General features: G+C 47.7%; 30 protein-coding genes, 2 tRNA genes and 1 pseudogene. 24 read left to right on the top strand and 9 right to left on the bottom strand.

Features of this window, described 5'->3' with window-relative positions; genetic code table 11:
- Positions 1–75 precede the first annotated feature (75 nt).
- From ACWHX8_RS09545 to ACWHX8_RS09505, 9 genes are all read left to right on the top strand, one after another.
- Positions 76–960 carry a formate/nitrite transporter family protein gene (locus tag ACWHX8_RS09545; protein WP_447971718.1) on the top strand — a complete coding sequence of 295 codons (885 nt, stop codon included), beginning with the start codon at positions 76–78 and terminating at the stop codon, positions 958–960.
- Entirely contained in the window at positions 953–2,545 is a 1,593-nt protein-coding gene (locus ACWHX8_RS09540) for a ferredoxin--nitrite reductase (RefSeq protein ID WP_447971717.1), read from the top strand. Before ACWHX8_RS09545 ends, ACWHX8_RS09540 begins: the two co-directional genes overlap by 8 nt.
- Positions 2,546–2,758: 213 nt before the next feature.
- A tRNA-Pro gene (locus tag ACWHX8_RS09535) sits at positions 2,759–2,835 on the top strand.
- A 194-nt stretch (positions 2,836–3,029) separates the two neighbouring features.
- Positions 3,030–3,257 (top strand): DUF433 domain-containing protein, encoded by a 228-nt coding sequence (locus ACWHX8_RS09530; RefSeq protein WP_447971716.1) that lies wholly within the window; start codon positions 3,030–3,032, stop codon positions 3,255–3,257.
- Position 3,258: 1 nt separating this feature from the next.
- A complete protein-coding gene (locus ACWHX8_RS09525) occupies positions 3,259–3,579 on the top strand; it encodes a hypothetical protein (RefSeq protein WP_447971715.1) in 321 nt (106 codons plus the stop codon).
- Positions 3,580–4,022: 443 nt separating this feature from the next.
- A tRNA-Arg gene (locus ACWHX8_RS09520) sits at positions 4,023–4,099 on the top strand.
- 176 nt (positions 4,100–4,275) lie between these two features.
- Positions 4,276–4,659: a hypothetical protein gene (locus ACWHX8_RS09515; RefSeq protein ID WP_447971714.1), complete on the top strand. Its 384-nt coding sequence runs from the start codon at positions 4,276–4,278 to the stop codon at positions 4,657–4,659.
- Positions 4,660–4,774: 115 nt separating this feature from the next.
- Complete coding sequence (locus ACWHX8_RS09510; protein WP_447971713.1) at positions 4,775–5,689, top strand: hypothetical protein; 915 nt, start codon at positions 4,775–4,777, stop codon at positions 5,687–5,689.
- A 28-nt stretch (positions 5,690–5,717) separates the two neighbouring features.
- Positions 5,718–6,098, top strand: coding sequence for a rhodanese-like domain-containing protein (locus ACWHX8_RS09505; RefSeq protein WP_447971712.1), 381 nt, complete (start codon positions 5,718–5,720; stop codon positions 6,096–6,098).
- A 91-nt stretch (positions 6,099–6,189) separates the two neighbouring features.
- Here the strand turns inward: ACWHX8_RS09505 and ACWHX8_RS09500 are convergent, their stop codons facing one another.
- Entirely contained in the window at positions 6,190–6,744 is a 555-nt protein-coding gene (locus tag ACWHX8_RS09500) for an OmpH family outer membrane protein (protein ID WP_447971711.1), read from the bottom strand.
- 278 nt (positions 6,745–7,022) lie between these two features.
- Between ACWHX8_RS09500 and ACWHX8_RS09495 the strand changes: the two genes are divergently transcribed.
- Together ACWHX8_RS09495 and ACWHX8_RS09490 are read left to right on the top strand one after the other, a co-directional pair.
- Positions 7,023–7,637, top strand: a complete 615-nt coding sequence (locus ACWHX8_RS09495; RefSeq protein WP_447971710.1) for a GDSL-type esterase/lipase family protein — start codon at positions 7,023–7,025, stop codon at positions 7,635–7,637.
- Between the two features lie 57 nt (positions 7,638–7,694).
- Positions 7,695–7,892 (top strand): hypothetical protein, encoded by a 198-nt coding sequence (locus ACWHX8_RS09490; protein WP_447971940.1) that lies wholly within the window; start codon positions 7,695–7,697, stop codon positions 7,890–7,892.
- 77 nt (positions 7,893–7,969) lie between these two features.
- Here the strand turns inward: ACWHX8_RS09490 and ACWHX8_RS09485 are convergent.
- The 4 genes and pseudogenes from ACWHX8_RS09485 to rsmD all read right to left on the bottom strand — a co-directional run.
- A pseudogene (locus ACWHX8_RS09485) lies at positions 7,970–8,122 on the bottom strand (FmdB family zinc ribbon protein); the annotation flags it as partial.
- A gap of 94 nt (positions 8,123–8,216) precedes the next feature.
- Positions 8,217–9,410, bottom strand: a complete 1,194-nt coding sequence (locus ACWHX8_RS09480; RefSeq protein ID WP_447971709.1) for a pyridoxal phosphate-dependent aminotransferase — start codon at positions 9,408–9,410, stop codon at positions 8,217–8,219.
- A gap of 10 nt (positions 9,411–9,420) precedes the next feature.
- Positions 9,421–9,906, bottom strand: coding sequence for a pantetheine-phosphate adenylyltransferase (gene coaD, locus ACWHX8_RS09475; RefSeq protein ID WP_447971708.1), 486 nt, complete (start codon positions 9,904–9,906; stop codon positions 9,421–9,423).
- Entirely contained in the window at positions 9,875–10,519 is a 645-nt protein-coding gene (gene rsmD / locus ACWHX8_RS09470; protein WP_447971707.1) for a 16S rRNA (guanine(966)-N(2))-methyltransferase RsmD, read from the bottom strand. Before rsmD ends, coaD begins: the two co-directional genes overlap by 32 nt.
- Positions 10,520–10,649: 130 nt before the next feature.
- Between rsmD and radC the strand changes: the two genes are divergently transcribed.
- From radC to ACWHX8_RS09410, 12 genes are all read left to right on the top strand, one after another.
- Positions 10,650–11,354, top strand: a complete 705-nt coding sequence (radC, locus tag ACWHX8_RS09465) for a RadC family protein (protein WP_447971706.1) — start codon at positions 10,650–10,652, stop codon at positions 11,352–11,354.
- A 173-nt stretch (positions 11,355–11,527) separates the two neighbouring features.
- Positions 11,528–11,830, top strand: coding sequence for an Asp-tRNA(Asn)/Glu-tRNA(Gln) amidotransferase subunit GatC (gene gatC / locus ACWHX8_RS09460; RefSeq protein WP_447971705.1), 303 nt, complete (start codon positions 11,528–11,530; stop codon positions 11,828–11,830).
- A gap of 154 nt (positions 11,831–11,984) precedes the next feature.
- Positions 11,985–12,347 carry an aspartate 1-decarboxylase gene (panD, locus tag ACWHX8_RS09455; protein ID WP_447971704.1) on the top strand — a complete coding sequence of 121 codons (363 nt, stop codon included), beginning with the start codon at positions 11,985–11,987 and terminating at the stop codon, positions 12,345–12,347.
- A 68-nt stretch (positions 12,348–12,415) separates the two neighbouring features.
- Positions 12,416–13,891, top strand: coding sequence for an Asp-tRNA(Asn)/Glu-tRNA(Gln) amidotransferase subunit GatA (gatA, locus tag ACWHX8_RS09450; protein WP_447971703.1), 1,476 nt, complete (start codon positions 12,416–12,418; stop codon positions 13,889–13,891).
- Between the two features lie 24 nt (positions 13,892–13,915).
- A complete protein-coding gene (locus ACWHX8_RS09445) occupies positions 13,916–14,317 on the top strand; it encodes a DUF948 domain-containing protein (RefSeq protein WP_447971702.1) in 402 nt (133 codons plus the stop codon).
- Entirely contained in the window at positions 14,307–14,636 is a 330-nt protein-coding gene (locus ACWHX8_RS09440; RefSeq protein ID WP_447971701.1) for a YtxH domain-containing protein, read from the top strand. Before ACWHX8_RS09445 ends, ACWHX8_RS09440 begins: the two co-directional genes overlap by 11 nt.
- A gap of 24 nt (positions 14,637–14,660) precedes the next feature.
- Positions 14,661–16,097: an Asp-tRNA(Asn)/Glu-tRNA(Gln) amidotransferase subunit GatB gene (gene gatB / locus ACWHX8_RS09435; protein WP_447971700.1), complete on the top strand. Its 1,437-nt coding sequence runs from the start codon at positions 14,661–14,663 to the stop codon at positions 16,095–16,097.
- Positions 16,098–16,114: 17 nt separating this feature from the next.
- On the top strand, positions 16,115–17,398 hold the full coding sequence (gene eno / locus ACWHX8_RS09430; protein ID WP_447971896.1) for a phosphopyruvate hydratase: 1,284 nt from the start codon (positions 16,115–16,117) through the stop codon (positions 17,396–17,398).
- Between the two features lie 9 nt (positions 17,399–17,407).
- On the top strand, positions 17,408–17,764 hold the full coding sequence (locus tag ACWHX8_RS09425) for an FtsB family cell division protein (RefSeq protein ID WP_447971699.1): 357 nt from the start codon (positions 17,408–17,410) through the stop codon (positions 17,762–17,764).
- Positions 17,765–17,853: 89 nt separating this feature from the next.
- Entirely contained in the window at positions 17,854–18,744 is an 891-nt protein-coding gene (gene era / locus ACWHX8_RS09420; RefSeq protein WP_447971698.1) for a GTPase Era, read from the top strand.
- Positions 18,745–18,820: 76 nt separating this feature from the next.
- On the top strand, positions 18,821–19,615 hold the full coding sequence (recO, locus tag ACWHX8_RS09415; RefSeq protein ID WP_447971697.1) for a DNA repair protein RecO: 795 nt from the start codon (positions 18,821–18,823) through the stop codon (positions 19,613–19,615).
- The gene (locus ACWHX8_RS09410; protein ID WP_447971696.1) at positions 19,615–19,971 is read left to right on the top strand and encodes a gamma-butyrobetaine hydroxylase-like domain-containing protein; all 357 of its coding nucleotides are present in this window, start codon (positions 19,615–19,617) and stop codon (positions 19,969–19,971) included. The genes recO and ACWHX8_RS09410 overlap by 1 nt, the downstream gene beginning before the upstream one ends.
- A gap of 369 nt (positions 19,972–20,340) precedes the next feature.
- On the opposite strand, the gene ACWHX8_RS09405 is transcribed toward ACWHX8_RS09410, so the two are convergent.
- The 3 genes from ACWHX8_RS09405 to ACWHX8_RS09395 all read right to left on the bottom strand — a co-directional run bounded on the left by ACWHX8_RS09405 (position 20,341) and on the right by ACWHX8_RS09395 (position 23,978).
- Positions 20,341–20,718: a hypothetical protein gene (locus tag ACWHX8_RS09405; protein ID WP_447971695.1), complete on the bottom strand. Its 378-nt coding sequence runs from the start codon at positions 20,716–20,718 to the stop codon at positions 20,341–20,343.
- Positions 20,719–21,053: 335 nt separating this feature from the next.
- Positions 21,054–22,106: a DEAD/DEAH box helicase gene (locus ACWHX8_RS09400; protein WP_447971694.1), complete on the bottom strand. Its 1,053-nt coding sequence runs from the start codon at positions 22,104–22,106 to the stop codon at positions 21,054–21,056.
- A 12-nt stretch (positions 22,107–22,118) separates the two neighbouring features.
- Positions 22,119–23,978 (bottom strand): hypothetical protein, encoded by a 1,860-nt coding sequence (locus ACWHX8_RS09395; RefSeq protein WP_447971693.1) that lies wholly within the window; start codon positions 23,976–23,978, stop codon positions 22,119–22,121.
- Positions 23,979–24,288: 310 nt separating this feature from the next.
- Here ACWHX8_RS09395 and ACWHX8_RS09390 point away from each other — a divergent pair, with 310 nt between their 5' ends.
- Entirely contained in the window at positions 24,289–24,624 is a 336-nt protein-coding gene (locus ACWHX8_RS09390; RefSeq protein ID WP_447971692.1) for an STAS domain-containing protein, read from the top strand.
- 99 nt (positions 24,625–24,723) lie between these two features.
- Here the strand turns inward: ACWHX8_RS09390 and ACWHX8_RS09385 are convergent, their stop codons facing one another.
- A complete protein-coding gene (locus tag ACWHX8_RS09385; protein WP_447971691.1) occupies positions 24,724–26,088 on the bottom strand; it encodes a chloride channel protein in 1,365 nt (454 codons plus the stop codon).
- Positions 26,089–26,329 lie beyond the last annotated feature (241 nt).

Genomic DNA, 26,329 nt, shown 5'->3' with positions numbered 1-26,329 from the left:
CCCATTTCATCCAGCAGATGGCGCTTTTTTTATGGGCCGGTACATGACACAGAAAAAATTCATTAAAGGATGCACATGCACAAAGTAGATATCGAAAGAATGGTGGAATTGGCAAGAAAGAAGGTGGCGTATCAACAAGCTTCTCCGCTTGGGTATGTAATCCTGTCGGTCTTAGCGGGTATATATTTGGGGTTCGGTATCACATTAATTTTTAGCGTGGGGGCCTCGTTTGCAGCTGCAGAATCTGCATCCGTCAAGTTGGTCATGGGAGCTTCGTTCGGGATAGCGCTGACGCTCGTGATTTTTGCAGGGTCGGAATTGTTTACTGGGAACACCATGGTGTGTTCGATTGGGGTCCTCTCGAAAGGGATCTCATGGTCACAGGTTGGACACATTTTCCTATGGTCTTTTCTTGGCAATTTGATTGGGTCGTTTGGGATTGCCTGGTTGATTGTTCAATCAGGTGTTGTGTCGAAGCCCCCTCAAGTTGATCTGCTCATGAATGTAACGTCCGCAAAAATATTGCTAACAGGTTGGGAATTGTTTGTTCGTGGGGTCTTGTGTAATTGGCTCGTCTGTTTGGCCGTTTGGATGTCGTCACGGATTACGAATGATACGGCCAAGATATTGTTGATTTTTTGGTGTCTCTTTGCCTTTGTGGCAAGCGGGTTTGAGCATAGTATTGCCAATCAATCAATTTTCAGCATGGCCTTATTGCTCCCTCATGAATATGACATAACTCTGTTGAAATTTTTCTGGAATCAAGCATATGTCGGGTTAGGGAATATCGTCGGAGGATTCGTGTTTGTTGGCGGAGCCTATTGGCTCACCAGTCGAGTTTCATTAGTCACAACTTCAGCATCAACACTGAACGGCCCAACAAAGCCCTCAGCCTTTGAATCTGAAGGGGTTCGTAGTGAATCTTTTCATCCCATACATAAGGAACCAACGAATGAATAAAGTGGAAGCTCTTAAAAACGACAAAAATGGGTTGGATATTCGTGAAGACATTGATCGGTTCGCTAGGGCAGGATGGGAAGCCATCGAAGAAGCCGATATTCAACGTTTAAAGTGGCTGGGCTTGTTTCTCCGAAATCCAACCCCAGGCTATTTCATGGTACGCGTGCGAATTCCTGGTGGCCATATCACCTCAGCCCAGCTTCGTACGCTTTCAGAAGTTTCGACGACTTTTGGTAATGGGGTGATTGACGTGACGACGCGGCAACAACTTCAACTCCGTCATTTAACCATTGAAGATGTGCCAGAAGTGTTCAGGCGGATGAGTGATGTGGGATTGTTGAGCCTGCAAACCGGCATGGATAATGTGCGGAATATCATGACCTGTCCGGCGACAGGATTAACGTCAACAGAACTTATCGATACAGCTCCGCTCGTTCGACGTTTGAGTGAGGAAATTATTGGGAATCGAATATATTCGAACCTTCCCAGAAAATTCAATATGGCCATTACTGGATGTCTTGAGAACTGTTTACATCTGGAAACTCAGGATCTGGCATTTGTGCCTGCGACGGTTCAGGAAGAGGGGGTCATGACACCTGGCTTCAATGTGTTGGTAGGAGGAAAGTTAGGGTCGGGGGGATATCGCATTGCCACAGCACTCGATATGTTTGTGAAGCCATCTGAAGTGGTGAGAGTCACATGTGCCATACTTGATGTCTACCGAGATCATGGATTTCGAGAGTCGCGCAATACAGCACGGCTCGCATTTTTGATTGATAGATGGGGAGAGGAACGCTTTCGACTCGAAGTGGAAAATCGTTTAGGGCGACCCTATGCTTGTGCGGGAGTTGATGCTCGAAAGAAATCCGTGAATGATCACATGGGTATCTTTCGAGAAAAGTCGTTAGGACTCAATTATATCGGACTGAAAATCCCTGTCGGACGAATCAACGCAGTTGAGCTTCTCAAAATAGCTCAGATCTCCGAAGCATATGGAACAGGAGAATTACGTTTAGCCCATAATCAAGCCTTTGTCATCCCAAATGTCACAGATAGAAACATTGCAGATCTGGTAGAAGAACCGCTATTGCAACAGTTCGTCTATAACCCTTCACCAATCCAAAAGGGCTTAGTCAGCTGTGTGGGAAATGACTATTGCAATTTGGCCGTTATTGAAACCAAAAGTCGAGCCGTCGAAACTGCAAAAAAAATTGAAGCAAAACTTGGCACAAATCTGAAACCCATTACGATGCATTGGTCAGGGTGCCCTGCCAGTTGTGGGAATCATTTGGTTGCAGACGTTGGATTAATTGGGAAAAAAGTGAAAGTGAAAGGAAAGGTCATCGAAGCCGTTGATGTCTATGTTGGAGGGCGTTCAGGTCCGGACCCAAAACCATCGACAAAGTTACTGGAGGATGTTCCCTGCGATGTGCTTTCGGATGTATTAAGTGGAATTTTACCTTATCATGCCAGGCACAAAATGCATCAAAATAAACAACGAGTTCCTAAAATACAAGAAAAAACTGAATTGACTACATTGCCCCAGAAGTCTGCCTTACGTTCTTCAATGGTATGTCGGCAGTAACAGAGAAATTCCCCCCAATAAGTCGGGAGCCTTATATGTATTGAAAAATAAAGTATGGCCAGAAAAATAGTTGGAGGCAGAGCAATATTACGTCTACGTAGGCACGCTTGAAAATTGATAATTGATTCCAGATTTTTCTTGATTCTTCAAGTACCGTAGCCTTATAGATAGTGTAAGTCTTATTCACGACCAAGTGGATCCCACAGATTCAGTCTGGGCGTAGCGCAGCCCGGTAGCGCGCCTGCTTTGGGAGCAGGATGTCGGAGGTTCAAATCCTCTCGCCCCGACCAACAAGACATACCCACCTTCCCTTCATACCTTTACGGTCAGTCAAATCATGAGTCGACTGGTCAACGTTCTCATCTAATAACACTGTGTTCATTTTGGTATTTACAACGCTAAGCAGGTGCTGTACGTTCATACCATTCATGCTGAACAAGGTCATGATCTTGAATCAACGAGAAACTCGGGGTAGGATACACTCATGCTAGGGTGGTCTTCCTGTTCAGTGGTTGAGCGTGACCCACAACGAGTCAGTGGCGGATGGGTGTTTCGCGGCACTAGAATTCCCGTTCTCGCACTGTTTGAAAACCTTGAAGACGGGGTAGAGCTCACCGAGTTTGTCGATTTGTTTCCCGGTGTCACTCCAGTGCAAGTGCGGACTGTCCTTGCCCATGCCGCAAAAAGTTTAGCCGCTTCGAAAACACCCTAACGTGCGAATTCTTTTTGATCAAGGCATCCCTGTTCCGCTACGTACCCTTCTCCATCCGCATCACGTGGAAACCGTGTTTGAACATAACTGGGGACTGTGCACCAATAGCGAAACACTGAACAAGGCCCAGCAGGAGGGATTCGAGGTGTTCATGACAACCGACCAAAATCATGGCGTGTGCGAAAACGCCAGTGTGCAGACCATCAGGATTGTCGTTCTGTCCTCAACCAGTTGGCCCAAAATCCAAACGGCCACCCCAGCCATTCTCCGTGCCATCGAAGATTCATCGTTAGGTGAACTCACCGAAGTCAGCATTGCCTAAGCTTCTTCTCAAGGTTGGAGAAAAATTCCGCTAAGTATCATTCTTTGGTCCTAGAAAAGTTTGAATCTTTACAACATTAATTCTTGGGGCAATTTCCTGCTACCGTATACCCCGTTTCTTCAGCCAGTCAGAGGCGACCGAAGAGAACTAGGCATTGCGAATGAGCGTGCAGTGTGAACGACCCTTTGGAAGTGAGCCATGGGTGAAACGAACAGCAAAGCGGTTAGGGGTAGAAGCAGCATTCCGGCCTTGGGGACGGCCACGGGAGAGCAATACATGATTCTTGCCTATACTCCTCTTCGAGGCAATCCAATTGTTTCTCTTTTTACTGTCAAGATATTTTGCTATGATCAGACTGAATCTCAAATACGCCGTCAGCAGTCTGTTAATGAGTTATGTAAAATACTGACGAGGACAACCCTTAACAATTGAGCATAGTACATGCGCCCGTAGCTCAGTCGGATAGAGCATCGGCCTTCTAAGCCGAGGGTCGCAGGTTCGATTCCTGCCGGGCGCACCATGTATTCCAATTGACTTGATGTATCGTGCTGTTCGTCTTTTCATCGTGTGCTTCTTGCTACATTTAACCCATTACAGGATTGTATGAAGTATTTCTTCTCGTTCATAATTGTATGTTTTCTGACTGTATCTTTTCTCCCTTCAACCTTTGCCAGTACAGTTTTGGAAAAAGACATCGTGGGTTTTGTCTTCGCTCTGCCTAAAGAGCAGTGGAAAGAGAAGGGTCCGGCATTTCATGCCTGCCCAGATTGCGATGTGCGCTGGGTTGAGACAAAGACTGGAACGGGCATGATGGTGCATGATCAAGTTGCCAATAAACTCACGTCGATTTTCCCTAATTATGCAGACCCGAAGAAGACGCCAATCTTTGTGACCATTGGTATTTTTTTCCCTGTCGGCTGGGAGAAAGACTATCGTTCAGACGATTTTTTACCGGCTCGTGAAGCCCAAGCTCAACACGATATCAGTGGCGAGTACACGGTAGCCGCCACGGCTGCTCGTGGCCCATCAGGATATGAAGGTGTGCTCTATACCATTACGAAATCGCAAGACGAGAAATAATACAAACGACATTCCCTTTCATTGCATGACTTTGCTGTTGTCTCCTAATGCGTGTTGGGTTGTGTACCTAACGACTCGACTCAGGCAGTCCTCTCCCTTTGTTCGATAACGACTCATGCCGAATGCGCTAGCCCATTTTGGAATTCAAGGGGTACTCACGCGATCGGTTGTTCCAACGGCAGATCCCAAAGTCATTTTTCTCGGCTGTGTGCTTCCTGATGTGCCATGGATTCTTCAACGGGTGTTGCTTGGACTTGTTCCCGGCATTGATCCCTACACGCTCCGTCTCTATGTGATTATTCAAGCTTCCTTGTTTATGACGGTGTTTTTGTGTGCGGCCTTCGCCAGTCTTTCAAATACGCCAGGAATCATATTTGGGGTTCTTGCGGCGAGTTCGACGTTTCACCTCGGGCTTGATGCCTTGCAAATTAAGTGGGCGAATGGGGTGCATTTCTTTGCGCCTGTTTCTTGGGAACTCTTTACCCTTGGATGGTTTTGGCCTGAAAGCTGGCCAACCTATCTCCTGACAGGCTTGGGGCTTGGCTATGTGCTCTGGTCATGGAAATCGACAATTACTGTGCAGCCGTTTTTCCTACCATTGTCCTTAAGAAAGAATAGCCTCTGTCTTAGCTTGCTTCTCGTGTATATGACCTTACCTCTCGCATTTCTCGATGGGCCCTTACTTGCGGACAATCACTTCGTGAAGACATTGATCTCTACGGATGCACGCGTTGGACGTCCAGTAGAATTTGATCGAAAGCTGTATCTGAAAGGTTCTCAAGGTGATGTGTTGAAGGGATTTGGTGAGGAGTTCAAGCTTCGAGGGAAGTCCCTCGATCATCAGACGACGGTTTCCATTCGCGGGCGATTTGTCGAGCTCGACACGATTGAATTATTAGATATTCATGCACATGATTCGTGGTTTCGAAATGGGAGCAGCTACATCGGATTACTGGCCCTTGCGGGTATGTGGGCGATAGCAAGTTGGCGGTATTACCAATGTGCGAATCGAGACAATTCGATTCAGTAAGCTCCTATAAGTATAGCGGAGGTCATCTATGGGACATCATCCTGCATTTGAAAAGTTGGTACAAGGTGTCAAAGAACACATTCAGGAAATATCGGTCGATGAGGTAAGGGAAAAGCTTACAAAAGGAGAGCCGTTCGTCTTCATCGACATACGAGAAGATCATGAACGACAAAAGGGATTTGCGGAAGGTTCCCTCCACATGGGGCGAGGTATTCTTGAGCGCGATATTGAAGGTCAAGAACCCGATAAAGATACGATGATCGTTCTGTATTGCGGGGGAGGATATCGTTCCGCATTAGCTGCCTCAAACCTTATGGAAATGGGATATACCCAGGTTCGATCAATGGCAGGAGGGTATAAGGCTTGGAAGCTTGCCGGGTATCCACTCAAAAACGACAAGGAGTCATGATGTACTCAAAATACCCTTAGACGTCAGGCCGACCGAGATGGTACGACCTGACTCAAAGTGAACCGAACAATTGAGGGTGCGTTTCTCTCATTTACTTATATCGTTTGTCGAATTCTTTCACGACCTCATTCGTGATGTCGAGACCGCGTCGGCTATAGAGCACGATTTTCAGCGTGGTTTCACTGCCTTTATCAATAACCATGGCAAAGCCGTGGCGTTGTGCCACCGCACCTGTGGCTGTCTCAATTTTTTTCATATACTCTTGGACGAGTTCTTTTTGCTTCATCCCAAGTTCTCGTTGATATTCCTGACCCCGTTTCTGGAAATCCTGGAACTTCCGAGTAAAGACTTCTTGCTTTTGTTGAAAACCTTTGTCCCCAGACGCTTCCGATTTTTTTAGGTCGTTTTGAAGATCTTCGAGTTCTTTTTGATCGGCCTTCAACACATTTTCCCGGGCTTGGGCATGCTCTTTCAGCGTAGCAAGGGCTCGACTGCCTGCCTTGGATTTTTCAATCACGGACTGTGGGTCAACGATGGCAATTTTAAAGTCTTTGGCAAGGGCCAGCGAACTCGCGCCAAAGTAGATTACAAGACATGCACTGATCATGATCCCAATGATTGATGTAGTCGGACGTAGAGATTGCATTGACGGTCTTAGCCTCCTCATGGTTGTATGCTCCAAGGTCATGTGTCGATTGAAATACGATTACCGGTATGTCTGAGAGGTGAAAATCGTTGTCTTGAGAGTTTTACTGGAGCGAGAGTTAATATAAAGAACGACCTGTATTGATGACTTTGCTGAGAGTAACTAGGGCAATCGTTCGTGTCAAGAGCTATGCGCATTCATCTAACTACCACATATTCTGAATAACCCATTGTTACGCGCATGCAGGAAGTTTTTTCTGCCTACAGTCGAAGAGGAATATGAAAGTTATTTGCTTTGGCGATAGTTTGACCGTGGGGTATCAAGCGCCAACAGCTGCCGCCCCGTACTATCATGAGACACCCTATGGCGAGCGACTCCAAATATGGCTAGGGAAAAATGGAACTGTTCTGATTCGAGGGGTGAATGGCGAGTGCACGGGTGAGATGGTCAGACGATTTTCGAAGGACGTGCTTGCGGTTACCCCTGCCTGGGTCATTATTCTCGGCGGAACGAATGACCTTGGAGCCGACATGAGTCTCACGAACATTTTCAATAATTTAGTCACCTTGTATGAACAGGCGACACATGCATCAATTGCTCCTGTTGCCGTAACGATTCCTTCGCTGCGAAGTTCTTTTGACGATGAGAGTCAGGATTTCATTCAGACCCACATCGAACGGCGCGTGAAACTCAATCAATGGATCAAGGCCTATTGCCTGACAGCACATATTCCCTGTATTGATTTATTTAGCAAGACGAAAGAACAGAACAGTTCGCTGCTCGCAGCCCACTATTCTAATGACGGCATCCATCTTTCCAGTAAAGGCTATGAGCTGTTTGCGGAGTTAGTGTGGGAACACTTGTGGGCTAAACGATACAGCAAGTCCGGATAGTCCGCTCGGACATGAGCGCAGTCACATCGGCAGCACAAACACCGGAGGTTGCTATGTATGACTTACTCTTTTTTCTCACCCGATGAGCTTGATGAAGGTGTGCTTGAGGAAGATCCACCTGATGATCCGGAAGAGGATGATGTTCCGGAGGAAGACGAAGAGCTTGAACTCTTATCACTGGATGACGTCGAAGGTGTCGAAGAAGAGCTGGTATCGGACTTGCCATCTGCCTTGGTTTCAGTGGTTTTCCCTTGAGGTTTCCCGTCTTCGCCTGGCCGATTGGGTTCTTTGAATTTGTCAGAATAATCAGTGACATACCAGCCAGTACCTTTAAACATAATGGCTGGTGACGAGATGAGTTTTTCAACGGGCTCACCTTTTGGACACGAGAACTCCGCACAAGTCGTAATAGGCGGGTCGGAAAACTTTCGTTGCACTTCAAACTTTTCGTTACAGGCAGTACAAATATATTCGTAGATTGGCACAGTGCCTCCTCCTCATTGACTTTCAATATCTATCATTAGTTCCCAGGTAACTCTCTATTTCTCGAAGTCAAGATGCCGCTCTCCAAGAAAACCGCTACTCTAATGCTTGGATCGCATTCGCAAGACGATCCATCCCTTGCTCGATAACTGAGAGAGGTGGGGTATAGGAGAGGCGAATGTGTTCAGGTGCCCCAAATGGTTCTCCCGCAACACAGGCCACCTTGGCTTCGGTCAACAGATAGTGTGCTAAATCGGAAGGCGAGGAAATTGTTCCCTGAGCATGTCGTCGTCCGAATAATGAAGACACGTTGGGCATGGCATAGAAAGCGCCACGCGGGGTTGAACAGGTGACGCCAGGAATGGCATTCAACCGATCGACCATCAATGTCCGTTGTGCACTGAGTTCCTGAACCATGTCGTTGATAAACGGCTGCCCCTCCCGTAACGCGGCTACCGACGCCTTTTGAGCGATCGAGTTGGGATTCGACGTGCTTTGACTTTGAATATGTCCCATGGCGGTAATGAGGTCCTTAGGACCTGCCGCCCATCCGATGCGCCAACCGGTCATGGAATAGGACTTGGAGGCGCCATTCACGACTAATGTACGCTTGGCGATTTCTGGCCCTAAGGACGCAATGCTCGTGTGCTGGTGACCGTCGTACACCAAATGTTCATAGATTTCATCCGAGACTATGAGCAAATCATGACGAAGGGCCAGCTCTGCCACGTTTTCAAGCGTTTTTCGGTCATACATACTTCCCGTTGGATTGCAGGGACTGTTCAGCATGATCGCTTTCGTTTTTGAGGTAATCAGGGAGTCCAACACGTCTGGATCGATAGCATAGTGCGAAGACTCTTCAGTTTTCAGAATGACGGAAGTGGCTCCGGTCAGCGCGATTTGATCAGGATAGGAAACCCAATATGGACTGGGAATGATGACTTCGTCACCCGCCTCTAAGGCAGCTTGGGTGAAGTTGTAGAGCGTGTGTTTCGCCCCGCACGATACTAAGATTTGTGATTTCTCATAGTCCAGCTGATGGGTACGCCGAAAGGTCTCAATGATGGCGTCTTTCAATTCATCAATTCCAGTCACAGCGGTGTATTTGGTGAAATTGGCCTGAATAGCATCGTACGCTGCCTGTTTCACGCAATCGGGCGTATGTTGTGCTGGTTCCCCAGCCGCAAAATCAAACACCTCGACGCCTTGAGCTTTAAGGGCTTTGACCGTTGCGACCATTTGTAAGGTGGGTGAGGCGGCGATTTTTGTCGTGCGTGTTGCGAGTTTCATAACAAAAGATTCACGAGTTGACGTGGAAGCACGATTGTAACCGTTCAGCAACGCCTGGGTGTAAGAAGTCCTGTAACGGACCACCAAGAGAGGCGACTTCTTTGACCATACTCGATGTCAGATATGAATATTCTTCGCTTGCCATGAGAAAGACGGTCTCGACTCCTTCATCAAGCTTGCGATTCAAGAGCGCCATTTGAAACTCATGTTCAAAATCAGAGACGGCTCTCATGCCTCGAATGATCGCCTGAGCACCACGATTGCGAACATAGTTCACCAGAAGACCATCGAACGATTCGACATCCACATGAGATAAATGCTTGGTGGCAATTTTGGCCAACTCAATCCGTTCCTGTATATCAAACAGTGGACCTTTTTGAGGATTTGGCGCAACTGCCACAATCACGTGATCAACCATCCGAAGGCTACGCGCAATTACGTTGGCATGCCCTAGTGTGATGGGATCAAATGTTCCCGGATACACGCCGATTCGCATGAGACTCAGGTCCTGAATGTTGAAAAAAGGTCAAGATTGTATCCCCGTAACGAGATTGTCGCATCTGTTGAACGGAGCCCGCATCTTGCGGTACTACGGTTTTCCAAAAATGTTCCACCACCATCATGCCATCAGGCGCAAGGATTTGTCCTGTTCCTAATTTACACAAGAGTGCTTCAAGGTCTTGATGCTGATAAGGGGGATCCACAAAAATAATGTCAAAAGGGGCATACTGACGCAATTGCGATTGCCGCACAAGTTCCCAGGCATCACCTGCGAGAGTCACAGTATTTGGGGGATCTCCGCATCGTTTCACGTTATCTTTCAACAGAAGCAAGGAGTCGCGATGGTTGTCTACAAATACAACGCGAGCGGCTCCTCGACTCAGCGCTTCTAAGCCAATCGTTCCGGTCCCACAACAGAGATCGAGGACATTCGCGTCGCGGACATCACGATTCAGGATAGAGAACAAGGCTTCCCGAACCCGTTCAGACGTCGGTCTGATTCGATTGCCTGTTGGGGCCTTGAGCCGACGTCCTTTTTGTGTGCCAGCTATCACTCTCATAACGCATATGGCCTTACTTACCCGCCCTAGGGCTTTGTACCGTACCACACCATTTTAGATCATCACAACTCATCATATGAAAGTGGCTTTGACCCTCTTCTTTGGACCTGCGTATAGTGGATGAACGTCTGAAATTGTACGACGTAACCCCTTTTGATCTGCATGCAAAGTCCAGTACATGAATGAGATAAAAAGAAAAATAGGGATTCAATCCTGGCCAAGTTCTGAACGTCCACGAGAACGTCTCTTGCAACAAGGTCCAGAGGCCGTGTCTGACGCACAACTGCTCGCCATTCTCTTGCGTGTAGGGAGGCAGGATTCTTCTGCAGTCCAAGTTGCCATGGAGTTGCTTGAACGACTCGACGGATTGCAGGGACTTTCCAATCGCAGCCTTGAAGAGCTTTGTGCGATCCCTGGGATCGGGCCAGCCAAGGCTGCACAAATCATGGCGGCAGTTGAATTAGGGAAACGAACGTTGTCGACACCGTTAACCACTGGCGTTCGCATTGGCGCTAGTCGTGATCTCTATCAGCATTACTACCCACTCTTACGCGATCTTCGCCATGAAGTCTTCAAGGTTGTGTTGTTGGACGCCAAGCATCGAGTGATTCGGGATATGACCATTTCTCAAGGCAGCTTAACGGTGAACATCGTTCATCCACGCGAAGTGTTCAATGTGGCCGTGCGTGAATCGGCTGCGGCCATCATCGTGCTTCATAATCACCCAAGCGGAAATCCTGACCCTAGCCCGGAAGATTACGCCTTAACGCAACGGTTGGTAACGGCAGGTGATATCCTCGGCATCCAAGTGCTCGATCATGTGGTTATCGGTGACGGCGCCTATATCAGCTTTGCCGACAAAGGGTTGATTCCGTCACCATAGATCGATTCTGTTGTCTCCTCCATTCGCTCTCGCTCATCACACCATCATCTCTGAGTTTTGGTAGATTTTTTCTAGAAATCATGTTAGAACTACTTGTGAATAAAGGATTTTTTGAAATACACCCTTCCTTGGGGTAGGGATGTGGGAAATCGAAAAGTCGAAAGAGGAATCGTATGAAAATTAGTCAAGAAGAAGTCGAGCATATTGCTCTGTTGGCTCGCTTAAATATTCCTGAAAGCGAAAAAGAACTCTTTAGCAGCCAACTGAGCCACATATTAACGTTTGTGGATCAATTACGGGATGTCGACACGGATGGCATTCCATTAACCGCAACGACGTCTCAGCAAGCAAATGTCTTGAGAGACGATGTGCAGAGAGAGTCCTTGACCGATGAACAAGCCACGGCAAATGCGCCACAAGCCGAAGATGGGTTTTTTGTTGTTCCCAAAATTATTGCCGATCGAGACCCATCGTAACGCGCACGCCTATGTATCAACGAGATCAATTGACCGAACATTTGCCTTCTGAACATCACGCCGTGAGGATACTCGAACTGGTCACGCTACCATCCAGCGAGCCCTCATCATTCACCTGTGAGCCCTCAGTCCCTTAGGGGCGCACGAGACACGTATGTACCGGCAACTACTGCGAGCCAAAATTCATCGTGCGACGGTGACGGATTCCAATTTAGAATACGAAGGGAGTCTGACCATTGATGCTGACCTTATGGACGCAGCCGGTATCTTACCGTATGAGTTGGTGATGGTCTCGAATTTACATAATGGTGAGCGGTTTTCCACTTACGCGCTCGCCGGGCCACGCGGAAAAGGTGAAGTGATCCTCAATGGACCAACGGCTCGAAAAGGGGTGCTTGGCGATAAAGTGATTATCTTTTGCTACGAATATTTCCTCGATGACGAAGCCAAAGTACATACTCCTAAAATTATTCAAGTTGATGACCATAATCGCATGCTGGAGACCTCATCGTTATAACGCTGATCGTGGCGAATCATGTGTAAGGCCTTTTGCAATCATTTTTTGATGGAATCGAACGAATCTACATGGCAACCGCACTTTTTAAATTCAGTTTAAAAGAACTCCAGGATCTCTTTACGCAGGGAGATGTTGGTGCGCTCGATATTGCTCGTTCCTATCTCTTGAGAATGAGCCAAGTTGAAAGCAAAATCAAAGCCTATATTACCGTGCCGGACAGAGAACAGCTGCTCCAGGAAGCGGACGCAATTGACACCTCCCTTAAGCAATGGCGGAAAACGCAGCCATTAATGGCAATGCCCCTAGCCATCAAAGATAATATTTGCACACAAGGCACTCGAACGACGTGCGGTTCCACCATGTTGGAACGCTTCATTCCTCCCTACGATGCGACCGTCGTGGCATCATGTCGAGAGCAGAAGTTCTTATTCATGGGGAAAACCAATCTCGATGAATTTGGTATGGGTTCTTCCACCGAACATTCGGTCTTTGGTCCGAGCCGAAACCCCTGGAATCTGAACTATATTCCTGGTGGCTCAAGTGGCGGATCGGCAGCAGCAGTGGCCGCAGACGAATGTGTGGCGGCGCTAGGCACTGATACCGGTGGATCGATTCGACAACCCGCTGCATGCTGCGGGGTTGTCGGGCTCAAGCCGACCTATGGTCGAGTGTCTCGATATGGGTTAGTGGCATTTGCGTCATCACTGGATCAAATTGGCCCAATCACGAAAACGGTGACTGACGCCGCCATGCTGCTCAATGTGCTGGCCACGCATGACCCGAGGGATTCGACCTCGTCGGATCAACCTGCACCCGACTATATGAAGGCCGTTAGGAAAAAAGATGTCAAAAAGCTTACGCTCGGCGTGCCAAGGGAATTCTTTGCTGAAGGGCTTGATCCAGAAGTTGAGCAGCACGTGCAGGAGGCCATTGAAGTTTTTAAAGAGTTAGGCGGTACCGTTAAAGAGGTCTCCTTGCCGACAACTGAATGGGCCATTGCGGCCTATTACATTATCGCCACGGCCGAAGCCAGCTCGAACCTTGCCCGTTATGACGGAGTGAAGTATGGTTATCGAACAAAGGCACGCAAGGACCTCTTAGATATGTATCAACAAACTCGAGCTGAAGGCTTTGGCGCTGAAGTGAAGCGGCGAATCATGCTTGGCACGTATGCCCTTAGTTCTGGCTATTACGATGCCTATTATGGCAAGGCACAATCCGTCCGAACACTCATTACACGGGATTTTGACTCAGTCTTTCAGGATGTGGATTATTTAGTCACACCTGTGATGCCAACGACGGCATTTCCCTTAGGAGAAAAGCTCCAAGATCCGCTGCAAATGTATTTATCAGATATGTATACTATATCAGCAAGTCTTGCTGGCCTTCCTGCGATCTCGATTCCATGTGGGTTCAGCCAGGCAGGTTTGCCGATTGGCCTGCAATTGATGGGGCGTCCCTTTGAAGAGTCCACGATTCTTCGAGCCGCCTACGCCTACGAACACACGACTCAATGGCGAAAGAAACGTCCTGCCATTCGATAACCGAGAAGAAAGGAAACGTTTTCTATGATCGATTTGGCTGCAGTGGCCATTGCCATCGCATTTGTTGTTCTTGTGGCGTACTTGATTCCAACCATTGTACAAATTAAGCGAACCGTAGCACAGTCAGAGCGCGTGTTAACGCGAGTCAATAATGAACTGCCAGGCTTGTTGAAAGATATTCGTGGTACGAGTGAGAACGTCCGAGCGTTGACAGACCAGGCCAAATTTGGTGTCGATCGTGCTTCGACATTATTTGACGCCATGGGTGAAATGGGCCACACGGTTCATCAAGTTCATGAAACCGTACGAGGAAAAGGCGGTTCGATATTTCTGGGATTCTCAAGTCTCTTGGCTGGGATTAAAGCCGCATCGAATAAAATGAAACATCGTGTCTCAAAAGAAGGAGGGAACGAGTATGGGAAATAATCGATCTTCAGCATCTGCAGGATCCGTAGCATTAGCATTTCTGAGTGGAGCCTTAGTTGGGGCAGTTGGGGCATTTTTACTCGCGCCTCAGGGCGGACGTGAGTCACGTGAACGACTCGTTGGCTACGCTCGTCGAACGGGTGAAGATATTCGTGAGCTACGAGAAAAAGCCACGGATGCCTTGGATGACGTAGTATTAAAAGGACGAGACTTTGTCGATGAAGCTTCCTCGGCAGTCAAAGAAGCCATCGAGGCTGGTCGTGACGCCATGCGTCGTGAACGTGATCAACATTCTCATGATTACACTCATAATGGGTAATCTTCAACCATAGTCCTAAGTCCTATGTCATATCAGGTTGTTATCGGTGTCGAGGTGCACGCGCAACTTCGGACACAGTCGAAATTGTTTTGTTCGTGCGGAACGACATTCGGGCGTTCGCCGAATTCTCAAACATGTCCAGTGTGTTTAGGGATGCCTGGCTCCCTGCCGGTTCTGAACCGTCTGGCAGTTGAGATGGCCATTCGGGTAGGGCATGCGCTCAATTGCACCATCAGAGCGGATCACTACTTTGCTCGAAAGAATTACTTTTACCCTGATCTGCCCAAGGGCTATCAAATTTCACAATATGATGAACCGATTTGTGAAAATGGGTGGCTTGAGATTCAGCCGGACGATAGTCCCAAACGCATTCGAATCCATCGTGCGCATTTGGAAGAGGATGCAGGGAAAAGTGTTCATCAACCGGGAAGACCAGCAAGTCGAGTGGATTTAAATCGGACCGGAACGCCGCTCCTTGAAATTGTGACGGAACCAGATATGCATTCAGCAGAAGAAGTGGTGGCCTACTTGAAATCGCTCAGAGATATTCTCATCTATTTAGATGTGTGCGACGGGAATATGGAGCAAGGCAATTTACGATGTGAGCCGAATATCTCGTTGCGACCATCTGGTGAGACACGATTAGGCACAAAAGTTGAATTAAAAAATATTAATTCGTTTCGGTTTGTTCGAGAAGCCATCGACTACGAAGTGCGTCGTCAAACCACCGTCCTTTCAGAAGGCCGAACAGTTCACCAGGAAACCCGACTGTGGGATGAGAATCAAGAAAAAACGGTCGTGATGCGGAGTAAAGAGGAAGCCCATGACTATCGATACTTCCCCGATCCCGATTTATTGCCGATTCACCTTGAGCAAACGTTGATTGAGGAAGTCCGCAAAACGCTTCCAGAGTTGCCCTCGGCTCGAAAACGGCGCTTCATCTCCACGTATCAGCTACCAATGGATGATGCCGAGGTTCTCACATCGTCCAAGTCCTTGGCGGATTATTTCGAGTCGTGCGTTGAAATCTTCCCATCGCCGAAGACCGTTTGTAATTGGGTGAAAGGCGAGTTACTGCGCGAACTCCATGCCCATGAGGTCTCGGCACACGAATCAGCCATCACTCCAGAACGACTCGTACAGTTATTGCGGTTGGTAGAACAGGATACCATTAGTTTAAAAGCTGCACGAGAAATTTTCACAGAACTGTATGCCAGCGGAAAAGATCCAGAAGACTTGATTCAAGAAAAGGGTCTCAGACAAGTGTCTGATGATGACGCGTTGCTGGCGTTCATTCGTGAGGTGCTTGCGAATAATTCAGCGCAGGTGGATCAATACAAGGCTGGCAAAGAAACGGTGCTAGGATTTTTCGTTGGTCAAGTGATGAAAGCTTCAAAGGGGAAAGCGAATCCAGGAAAAGTGAATGCGTTGTTAAAAACCGCATTATCAAAAGAATCTTAATCTAAGGTACGCTTATGATGAGTACGATTCAAACGATTGTTCCACGTATGATTTTAGACTCACGCGGGAATCCCACGGTCGAAGTGGAAGTCACACTGGCGAGTGGAGTTCGTGGCCGCGCGGCTGTTCCGTCCGGCGCGTCGACGGGCGCACGCGAAGCCCTTGAGTTGCGTGATGGCAACAAACGACAGTGGATGGGGAAAGGAGTCAGCAAGGCCTTAACCAGTGTGAGAAAGTCCTTAGCTCCAAAACTTCTTGGCATGAATGCCTTTGATCAAGTCGCAATCGATTCAACCATGATTGCACTTGACGGAACCAAAGGAAAATCGCGCCTTGGGGCGAACGCCATCTTAGGTATTTCGCTAGCTGTGGCGCGGGCAGCAGCGACGGAACTTGGGCAACCTCTCTTTCGCTATATTGGCGGGTTGAATGCACGAGAACTGCCTGTCCCAATGATGAATATTATCAATGGCGGAGCACATGCCGATAATGGTTTGGACTTTCAAGAGTTTATGATCATGCCAGTCGGAGCGGAATGTTTTAGTGAAGCCTTACGCATGGGCACCGAAGTCTTTCATCATCTGAAAGCACTCTTGAAATCGAAAGGGTTGAGTACCGCAGTTGGAGATGAAGGTGGGTTTGCGCCAAGTGTCGCATCGCATGAAGAGGCGCTTGACCTCATTGTGCAAGCGATTAAAAAGGCAGGCTACCAGACTGGTCGAGACATCGTGCTCGCCCTGGATGCGGCTGCAAGCGAATTTCACCACAAGAATACGTATCAGTTCAAAAGTCAGAATAATGCTCGATTATCGTCCGCCGATATGATTCAATACTACCAATCGTTGACGTCACGCTTTCCCATCGTTTCGATCGAAGATGGATTGAACGAAGATGATTGGAAAGGGTGGAAAGATCTCACGACTCAGCTAGGTGATACGGTTCAATTAGTAGGTGATGACCTGTTCGTCACCAACGTGCAGTATTTATCCCGAGGCATTCGTGAGCGGTCTGGGAATGCTATTCTGATTAAACTAAATCAGATTGGGACATTGACAGAAACCATAGAAGCCGTAACATTAGCTAAGAGGGCTGGATTTGGCGTCATTGTGTCGCATCGCTCTGGAGAAACGGAGGATGTGACGATTGCCGATCTGGCGGTTGGGTTAAATACCGGACAAATCAAGACCGGGTCGCTCTCTCGGACGGATCGACTTGCAAAATACAATCAACTCTTGCGAATTGAAGAAGAACTTGGGACCGCTGCTCGCTATGCAGGCAGGACGTGTTTTCCCATAAATTAACGATTGGACATGGGAAGAAATAGAAAGCGAAAAAAGAAAACTCCAGGGTTTTGGGGAGAACTCAACAGCCACTTACCCGTTGTTGCGGGGATGATTTTAGGTGGTGTTTTTCTTGGATATATTTTGTTTACAGAAAATGGAGTTCCCTTATACCTAAACCAAGTTCACGCAGCCGAAGAATTGGCACAGCATATTCAGGAAATTGAACAGACCAATACATTCTTAGAGCAGGAAATCCGTCGAGTGAAGTCTGATCCGTTAAAACTGGAAGAACTTGCCCGCAATCGGCTGGGGATGGTGCGCGACGGGGAAACAGTCTATCAATTCGTTGAACCTCGTCTCAGACAATCCCAATCAACGCCGTAATCGTCTACGATTCTTTTCTCGCATACTCTATATTCCTTCCAAATTGTGTGACGCGCACACTTTTTCCTAATGATGTACAATTGAACACTATGAAATTTGGATCTTTAGTGCTTGTCGGACGACCCAATGTTGGAAAGTCCACGCTGTTAAATGCGCTGGTACGGCAAAAAATTGCAATTATTTCAGATAAACCACAGACGACCAGAACGCGTGTGCTTGGTGTCGGGCATTTCGCAAATGCGCAGCTTGTGGTATTGGATACCCCCGGGCTTCATAAACCCAAACACCAATTAAATCGGAAAATGGTAAGAACCACATTGGACACGCTTCCTGATGCCGATCTGATCTATGTGATGATGGATGCCAACAAACCGCCTGGAGCCGGGGACCGATTCGTCATGGAGCAAGTTGAGGCCGCAACCAAATCCCAGTCGTATGCAGGCATCTTTCTTCTCTTAAATAAAGTCGATGAAGTGGGACGAGCACGCTTACTCCCACTCATTGAACAGTTTCGACAAATTCGTGATTGGTCAGAAATTGTGCCAATTTCGGCGAAGCAAGGAACAAATGTTGATCGACTGATTGAGCTGACGCTCTCGTATCTTCCGGATGGAGAAGAACAGTTGTATCAGGATGATTTTTTGACTGATCAATCGATGCGTCAAATGGCCGCCGAAATGATTCGTGAAAAAGTCCTGCATCATACTCATGCGGAACTCCCATATGCGGTTGCCGTGCTGCTCGATGAATTTATCGAAGAGGATTCGCGTGCTCATGTGCGAGCCACGATATTTGTCGAAAAATCCTCTCAAAAACCGATTATTATTGGAAAGCAGGGACAACGGTTAAAAACGATTGGAACTGAAGCTCGACTGGATATGCAAAAAACATTTGGGATTAAAGTGCACTTGGAATTATGGGTCAAAGTTCGCGAAGACTGGCGAGACAATGAAAACCTTCTCCTTGAACTGGGCTATTGAGAGCGGTCTTGCTAGGAATGGAGTAGTCAAAGGATGTATTTTGACGTATTGATTTCCAATTTAGCAAAATTTTCATATGCCACTCTACAAGACCAAAGCCATCGTGATTAAAAGCCAGCGTTGGGGAGAGGCTGATAGAATTGTGACGTTTTATACAGAACAGGTCGGCAAGGTACGTGGAATTGCACGAGGCGCTCGAAGAATGAAAAGTCGGTTTGGGAGTGCACTTGAGCCTTTTCGACTCGTGGATCTGACGCTGTTTGAAAAAAACGTCGAATCGCTTGCACGAATTAGTCAGGTGGATATCGCTGGGTCCTTCGAGAAACTTCGTGAGAGCCTACAGTTGATGACTGCGGCAGCAAGAATTGTGAACTTCATTCAAGCCGTCACACCCGATCGAGATCCAAATCATGCCGTCTTTCAGACATTGAGTGATGGGTTATCGGCTCTCGAGTCTGGGGATGATCCGGAATTATGCGCCCTATTGTTGCAAATTCATATTCTCGGGATCACGGGATTTCGTCCGCAAATTCACCACTGTACCGAATGTGGAACATCGGCTGACGTTGCGACAATGCGATTTTTTGCGCAGTCAGGGGGCATGATGTGTTTTTCGTGTAGCGAACGATCATTTGATCGTGGGCTCTCGATTTCTCCCGGTAGCATAGCTTTTATCCAGCAAGCCAGGCGACTCCCGTTTGATAAGGTTACTCGACTTCGCGCCAGTGGCCAAATTCGACAGGAAGTGAAGCAAACGATTGAGGCATACGTAGAAGTGGTAGTTGGAAAATCCCTCCCCTCGATGAACCTCTATTCGCAAAATGTTCCTCGTTCCGATCGATTTTCAAGTTTCTCCAAGGAGTATCACTGATGGCAAATGAGACGCTCGAACCAAAAGATATGAATTGGCTTGAAAACGGTGTCTTGGGTATTGAGTGGAGTGATGGCCACCACGGCGTCTACCCTGTACGCTATCTTCGTCAGCAATGCCCTTGTGCGGCATGTGTGGATGAATGGACAGGGGAACTACGGCTCCAACCAGACTCAGTCCCTCTCCTCATTATGGTTCAGGATATTGAAGCGGTTGGACGCTACGCACTTCGGTTTAAATGGAGTGATGGCCATGATACAGGAATCTATTCCTATTCGACATTACGACGTTTGTGCCAATGTGATATCTGCCAGCCTGAAAAACCGCAAAAGCCTCGCGGAAAAGTTCTTCTCTAATTTTTAGGTACGCACGATTTTTCCATACTTGTGAGATATGCGGTCTCAGGAAGGACGACACATCGGCTTGAGAGTCGTATGCACCGGCTCGGATGGCAAACTTGAGAGTGTTGAATAATGCTGATATCGAGCTGCAATATTCCTCGAGCACGTGTTGGATGCCAGAAGCCTCGGGTCGGTTCAAAAAAGTCCGTCCAGCAAGGCCACAGTCATTTTGACGCGCGGAGCGTACTGGTTATACGTGAGCACGGCAAAATGGCGAGAACGCCGCTGGCGGCTTTTTTCAACAGACCCAACTTGAGTTGAGAAAAATCATAACTGTCGTGTGTGGAGATGAGGCTTAGATCGTCGAAGAGACGAGAGAGAATATTACTCGGTAAGGGAGACGCTGCGGAATGTTGGAATTTGGCTGATAGCAGATTTGGCTTCAGCAACATAATAGGCGTATTCTGGCTCTGGGTACCCGTCAATAACAGACTGCAACAAGTCTTGCGCAAGCAGGTAGCTGCCTGATTCCCATGCCGTTTGCCCGGCTTGGAGTGCACAGGAAACGGCCATTGCTCTTGGATCAACTGAAAGTCGAGAGCTTCGAGCCGAAGTCCAATTCTTCAGAAATTTTGGTAAAGGAATAGGGGAATGGTGAATGGTGATCGGTCCAGGTGCTTCTGATAATTGATCAACATACTCCTGCATTTGAAGAGGGTTCCCGTCGACAACGCAGTCATTGTATAGAGTCCACAGACTCATAAATTCTGAGTCTTGGAGACTGAGTTCGCTTTTTTCCGTAGGTTGCAGGCTTTGGCAACCTGACAGGAGGAAGAGCAAAAACAGTCCAACTATGCATTGTCTAATTCGTGTATTCATTCTGTATATCGAGTCCAATACTATTTACTTTTCAAGAAATCTTCTGAAATTACCAAGAGCACAAACGATTGCTCTTCATTACTACGCAAAACAAGTGCCTATGGGGAAAATTAATATAACATATTGAAATATATAAATAAAATACATTTCCATATACTTGGAAAGTTTTCGAGTGTTGTAGTTTTGCAACAAGAGTGTGATCTTTGCCCAACGATCAATTACCGTCGATTTCGATGCCCAGAAGTTTCCTCTTCATACTGACTGGCCAATCGTTTCGTTTCTGGGTGAAGGGTATACCCTTGTCCTTTGGCAATATCACGGGTACGGAATAAGGGGCTAAACATCCCACTCGGGTGGAGATACCCACCACGAAGGGGAACAGATCGATTTTGATGATGAATGAGATGACATGGCACGGGTCGTATACTTGTTAGCCATGCCGCTAAATCTTGAGGATTGCCGATTGAGGCAGAGAGTAGCAGGAGTCTGGCTTGCGTTGGACAAAATATAATTGTTTCTTCCCACACCACTCCGCGTTCCGGGTCAGCAAGATATTGTGATTCATCTAAAATAACCAATCCGAGCGTATTGAGCCGTACATCAACTTCGCCACTGGCAGCATCATAGAGCAAATTCCGTAAAATTTCGGTGGTCATGATCAAGAGAGGAGCTTGCGCATTGTCTCGTCGATCTCCGGTAAGAATCCCAACGTGCTCTGCACCAAAGAGTTGAGAAAACTCCATGTACTTGGTGTTTGAAAGGGCTTTGAGCGGAGAGGTGTAGATCACCGTCCGTTCCTTCGCCAGTGCGTCTTTTGTGGCTTCGATCGCCACAAACGTCTTCCCACTCCCAGTTGGTACGCTCACGATGACATCCGTCGTGGCAAGCTGTGCAACCGCCTCTTGTTGCCACGGGTCTGGATGAAAGTTTCGTTTTGGAGGTACACCAAGACCATCGAGCAATTGAGGGACTGTGACCGCTGGCGGCAAAGGCGAAACCGTATGCTTCGCCTTTGGCTTTTGAGGCGGCCTCTTCTTTTTTTCACTGACAAGAGGTGGTGTGGACAATGATGGTCGCACAGCCATCTGAGTCTGTTGACGCAACACATCAGCTTCTAAGATTGCACGGGATTCCGAAGGGAGTGAGAGCAACACCTTAATTAACCGTTGTTTACCAAGACGAAATTGGCGGTGGATTCGTCCACGAGCAAGGTGGTGAAGATGTCGAAGTGGAAGCGATTCAAGAATCCCAATGAGTTCATCATTCGTCATGGATACCACCTCTTAGGGAAGCTCTTCGAGTACTTCTCGTCGCATTGTCGTAATGGCAGTGTTGGCTGTCTCGGCTAAACTTGGGTGTGACGCCTTGAGCGTCTGCAATTGAGAAAGAAACTCAATGGTTCTGGCAAACAGTCGATACACATCACCCTCAGCCATGGCAGTCATACGTACAAGGGTTACCCATTTGAGTTCCGGGTTACGAACCCACTCATCGGTTAATGCCGCGACATCGGTCCGAAGAAGTGGAGGCTCTTCATAGGAGGCCAGGGAATTTGCCACAGCGCGGACGTGGTGAAGCATCGTGTTGAGGCCAGAACTCATTCGAAGAAACGTTCCAGGTCGATCATCGTCATGCGCAATGCCGGCCATTATCGCAGCCAAAAGAGCAGGCTCAATGGCCGCGAAGGCTTCCATGCGTATGAGTTCGGTGATGAGAAGAGAATGATCGATTCGAATAAGTCGAGCCCATTCACCTTCAGAAGTTAATTCAGACGTGGCAGTTAAATAGCCAAAATGATGTAACACATCACTCTTTTCTTGAAATCGATGCCAAAGCCCTGTCCTCAGCGCTTGAATAGTCTTCGTCAGTCCTTTTTCTTTTTGACGAAGACGTAATGCCGTTGCGTGATCTTTGCGGCATGCGGCATACGAAGAGCACGTTGGACATGAGAATTCATCAGTAAGGACGGCCATCAGTTGTGTGTCCTCGTCCTGTTCGTTCTCAACCAATATGGGTAAGACGGGGAGACCAACGGGAAGGGCATTGAGTTCCTGAGCAAGCCGAGAAAGGGAGTTGGCGGTACACCAGGGAAACACCCGTAGCGGTTTGAATTCGAGCACATGGTCATACAGTTGACTCACCATGACCATCGGACACTCTGTGATCGTGCCTTTTGCACGCAGGATAGAGAGCATCGGATGTCGTTGTCCACGACTGCGGTATTGTCGAAGAATCACGGCGAAGCCTTTGGCGACATTGATGACTCGCCCCGGAGTGAGAAACGGCAGTTGTGCGGATGTGGCGGGAGAATCTTGTTGCATGACCGGACGGCGGGATGTCTTCCTCCGTTTGGCTTGATCATAGATCTGCCATTGGGTGATCCAATCCGTACACACTCGTGGACCATATGGCTGCATCTCTTCATGGATCGTATCGAGATGGTTTTGATGAACTTCCGCTCTCCGGTTTAACTGAAATTGCGCAAAACTTTTAGCCAAAATGCCTTCGATATGGGCAAGGGGATGGGCCTTCAATAGATTGAGGACCATAGGATATGAAATAACAAACTGACTTTCTATTGGTTCCGGATACCCTGTCAGGCCTTTCCCTAAGACCTGAAGGTCTATGTAGGGGGATGGCGTGATCACGACAAACCCAACCAAATCTTTCCCTCTGCGTCCTCCTCGTCCTGCAAGTTGTTGAATTTCGCCAATAGTGAGATCGGAAAAGTCTCGTGCTTTCCGAATGCTCGATTGCGTAATCACGACGGTGCGTGCTGGAAAGTCGACCCCGGCCGCTAAGGTCGTCGTGGCAAAAACGGCATCCAAATACCCTTTTCGCATCAGTTCTTCTATGGCGATTTTCCATGACGGAAGGTGTCCAGCATGGTGTGCAGCTACGCCGCACCGAGCGACCGTCGACATGAGTGGATGTCCGGTAATGCTGGGATATTCGACGGAGAGTTGCTCAAGAAATGTGGCAATCGTGTGAGTTCGTTCTGGAGGGAGGTGTGTGGTGCTGCGCTCAAATGCGGTAATGGCATCGTCGCACGCACGACGGGAGGTTAAAAAGACAATCGCAGGAGTCAGATGCTTTCTGCGAAGAACGTCTACTAAATCGACTGGATGAATAGCTGGTGGCATGAAGGACGATTTATTGTAGCAAGATTTGCTTGGAAGATAAAAGAGAGCCGTTCAATAATATGTTCAATGGTTTCACTGCTATAGCGAAACCAAGTAACTTCCACCCGAATGTACATCATGTACATGGGCAAAAACGCACGTCGTACAGACGGAAGTAAATTGGAACGGCTATAGCTGAGTGTTTATACAAAGATTTTTTGGAAAAAATGAAGAACGAAGAAGAAGGAACAGCAGATGCTGAAAGCTGCAAAGAATGTATCTTTAAGGCCGAGTAATTGGGAACCGATACATTTCTTTAGAGGCAAAAAAAATGGTTGATGTCATTGTACGAGGAGTCAAAGGGGCGACGGTTGTAGACCTTCACGGTCGTCTGGATATTAATGCACGGTGGCATTTTAAGGCCATTATGAATCAGTGTTGTTTGAATGAATCAGAGCATCTGATTATCAATCTGGCTGGATTGACCTTTATTGATAGTGCAGGGTTGGGATTCCTTGTTACGGCCTATATGCAATTTACCGGGTTAAAACGACGAATGACATGGGTTCAACCCAAAGGCTTGGTGGCGACGTTTCTTGATGAATTAAAACTTCAAGAACTCGTTCCTATCTTTGAATCAGAAAAAGAAGCGATTTCCGACCGCTAACCCGCGGCAATTCCTATCCTGTCTTTCCATCCCCTTATCAGTGAATATTGTCAACTCAACGAAAGAAATACTCTCTTGATTACGATCCCTTGCTCAAACCTACGAGTTCGGCTTTGATCGATTTTTCAGAATAATGAAGCGATTTTTTATGCGTTCACGCACGACCTTGACACGAACCTCCCATTCATCAACGAAAAATTGTGTTTCACTCACTTCTTGATTCAAATCTGCACGAATACCAGGGGCTTTATGGAGCTGAAGGAGTTGAGTCGGAATCGCGCTTCTGTGCCCTGAAATCAAAAAGCTAATCACACAACACACCATTGCGCATACCCCAATTTCTATTCCAAATACCTCAAGTGACAAAAGCACTGCAGTGATAGGGGTATTGACTGCACCAGCCAAGAGACCGGCAATACCGAGAGCCGCAAATACGCCAGAGTCCAGAGAAAATATGTGTCCGAATACAGAGCCGGCTGTCGCACCCACAAAGCAAATGGGTAAAATCACGCCTCCACTTCCACCAAAATTTAATGTGATGCTCGTGAGAACAATTTTCAATAAAAATAAATACCAGAGGACGTCGTTCCCTGCGAGCACATCTTGAATGACACGGTCCCCGAGTCCTAAGGCACTCATTGAGGAAATTGACGCAATTCCTAGGAGGGCCAAACCACCAAGAAATGCTAAAACAGGACGGGGGAGGGGGGTGTAGAATGCGGTACGCTTTCCAAGATTGATTGCCTCAATGAGGAGCAACGCACACAGCCCAAAACATATACCCGCGAGTATGGCCCAGAGAAAAAACGAGGAGGAAAAGAGTGTAACGGCTTCGACAGAAGTCGTCCAAAAAGAAATACCGAAAAAAAGCGTCACTTGATGTCCAACAACAGCCGCAATCACCGAAGGTAACAGGACATGGTAGGCAAGTGCTCCAACAAAGAGCGCTTCGACTCCGAAAAATGCTCCAGCAATTGGTGTCCCAAGAACAGAAGCAAATCCTGCACTAATACCGCAAATCACGAGTGTTTTTCGGTCGGCATCTGAAAATCGAAACATCTCTGCAGCCCATGACGCTACGGCACCGCCAATTTGCGCACAGGGACCGACATTGCCGGCTGATCCCCCCGTTCCAATCGTCAGGAGCGTGGCAATGAGCTTTGCCGGAATGACTTGAGACTGGATGCGTCCAGATCGAAGATGGACGGCTTGGATGACACGTTCAACGCCTTGCCCGCCAGCTTCGGGTGCCAGTGAACTCGTTATCCAGGCGGAAATACTTAGCCCGAACGGCAGAAGAAACAGGCTATACGGAATACGTGCGGTCTCTGTCAGCATGATCTGTAACGCTTTCAAAAAAAACGTCGTGGATAAGCCAACCAACAGTCCAACGCCGGTCGCGAGAAGCAACCATTTGAACACAGCTATCAATAAGATAATTTCTTCGGTGACACGCTTATTCATCGTCATAACTCAGCATTGATTGTCTTTTTTGCTTGAATATACGAATGTGACGTTGGGCAGGACAGTCCAAGGAGATAAGAATGGATTCGTAGCATGAGATAACTGACCCTACATTTTGTCATGTGTCAAGGACCAGTCTCTGTCAATTGGGTGGCTATTGATAAACATCGACGATATGTATCAGTGGTCTATTGGACCGGCTAAACAGTTGAAAGTCAATGATTAGAGCGGATGATTGCAA

This window comes from Nitrospira sp. M1 (assembly GCF_965152605.1).
The sequence above is the reverse complement of the archived record's forward strand: the minus strand, read 5'-3'. Positions and strand labels throughout refer to the sequence as shown.

What these genes read in the sequence shown, in the direction of transcription:
- ACWHX8_RS09545 (WP_447971718.1), top strand. Translation starts at nt 76, where the DNA reads ATGCACAAAGTAGATATCGAAAGAATGGTGGAATTGGCAAGAAAGAAG.
- ACWHX8_RS09540 (WP_447971717.1), top strand. Translation starts at nt 953, where the DNA reads ATGAATAAAGTGGAAGCTCTTAAAAACGACAAAAATGGGTTGGATATT.
- ACWHX8_RS09530 (WP_447971716.1), top strand. Translation starts at nt 3,030, where the DNA reads ATGCTAGGGTGGTCTTCCTGTTCAGTGGTTGAGCGTGACCCACAACGA.
- ACWHX8_RS09510 (WP_447971713.1), top strand. Translation starts at nt 4,775, where the DNA reads ATGCCGAATGCGCTAGCCCATTTTGGAATTCAAGGGGTACTCACGCGA.
- ACWHX8_RS09505 (WP_447971712.1), top strand. Translation starts at nt 5,718, where the DNA reads ATGGGACATCATCCTGCATTTGAAAAGTTGGTACAAGGTGTCAAAGAA.
- ACWHX8_RS09500 (WP_447971711.1), bottom strand. Translation starts at nt 6,744, where the DNA reads ATGCAATCTCTACGTCCGACTACATCAATCATTGGGATCATGATCAGT.
- ACWHX8_RS09495 (WP_447971710.1), top strand. Translation starts at nt 7,023, where the DNA reads ATGAAAGTTATTTGCTTTGGCGATAGTTTGACCGTGGGGTATCAAGCG.
- ACWHX8_RS09490 (WP_447971940.1), top strand. Translation starts at nt 7,695, where the DNA reads ATGACTTACTCTTTTTTCTCACCCGATGAGCTTGATGAAGGTGTGCTT.
- ACWHX8_RS09480 (WP_447971709.1), bottom strand. Translation starts at nt 9,410, where the DNA reads ATGAAACTCGCAACACGCACGACAAAAATCGCCGCCTCACCCACCTTA.
- coaD (WP_447971708.1), bottom strand. Translation starts at nt 9,906, where the DNA reads ATGCGAATCGGCGTGTATCCGGGAACATTTGATCCCATCACACTAGGG.
- radC (WP_447971706.1), top strand. Translation starts at nt 10,650, where the DNA reads ATGAATGAGATAAAAAGAAAAATAGGGATTCAATCCTGGCCAAGTTCT.
- gatC (WP_447971705.1), top strand. Translation starts at nt 11,528, where the DNA reads ATGAAAATTAGTCAAGAAGAAGTCGAGCATATTGCTCTGTTGGCTCGC.
- panD (WP_447971704.1), top strand. Translation starts at nt 11,985, where the DNA reads ATGTACCGGCAACTACTGCGAGCCAAAATTCATCGTGCGACGGTGACG.
- gatA (WP_447971703.1), top strand. Translation starts at nt 12,416, where the DNA reads ATGGCAACCGCACTTTTTAAATTCAGTTTAAAAGAACTCCAGGATCTC.
- ACWHX8_RS09445 (WP_447971702.1), top strand. Translation starts at nt 13,916, where the DNA reads ATGATCGATTTGGCTGCAGTGGCCATTGCCATCGCATTTGTTGTTCTT.
- ACWHX8_RS09440 (WP_447971701.1), top strand. Translation starts at nt 14,307, where the DNA reads ATGGGAAATAATCGATCTTCAGCATCTGCAGGATCCGTAGCATTAGCA.
- gatB (WP_447971700.1), top strand. Translation starts at nt 14,661, where the DNA reads ATGTCATATCAGGTTGTTATCGGTGTCGAGGTGCACGCGCAACTTCGG.
- eno (WP_447971896.1), top strand. Translation starts at nt 16,115, where the DNA reads ATGAGTACGATTCAAACGATTGTTCCACGTATGATTTTAGACTCACGC.
- ACWHX8_RS09425 (WP_447971699.1), top strand. Translation starts at nt 17,408, where the DNA reads ATGGGAAGAAATAGAAAGCGAAAAAAGAAAACTCCAGGGTTTTGGGGA.
- era (WP_447971698.1), top strand. Translation starts at nt 17,854, where the DNA reads ATGAAATTTGGATCTTTAGTGCTTGTCGGACGACCCAATGTTGGAAAG.
- recO (WP_447971697.1), top strand. Translation starts at nt 18,821, where the DNA reads ATGCCACTCTACAAGACCAAAGCCATCGTGATTAAAAGCCAGCGTTGG.
- ACWHX8_RS09410 (WP_447971696.1), top strand. Translation starts at nt 19,615, where the DNA reads ATGGCAAATGAGACGCTCGAACCAAAAGATATGAATTGGCTTGAAAAC.
- ACWHX8_RS09405 (WP_447971695.1), bottom strand. Translation starts at nt 20,718, where the DNA reads ATGAGTCTGTGGACTCTATACAATGACTGCGTTGTCGACGGGAACCCT.
- ACWHX8_RS09400 (WP_447971694.1), bottom strand. Translation starts at nt 22,106, where the DNA reads ATGACGAATGATGAACTCATTGGGATTCTTGAATCGCTTCCACTTCGA.
- ACWHX8_RS09395 (WP_447971693.1), bottom strand. Translation starts at nt 23,978, where the DNA reads ATGCCACCAGCTATTCATCCAGTCGATTTAGTAGACGTTCTTCGCAGA.
- ACWHX8_RS09390 (WP_447971692.1), top strand. Translation starts at nt 24,289, where the DNA reads ATGGTTGATGTCATTGTACGAGGAGTCAAAGGGGCGACGGTTGTAGAC.
- ACWHX8_RS09385 (WP_447971691.1), bottom strand. Translation starts at nt 26,088, where the DNA reads ATGAATAAGCGTGTCACCGAAGAAATTATCTTATTGATAGCTGTGTTC.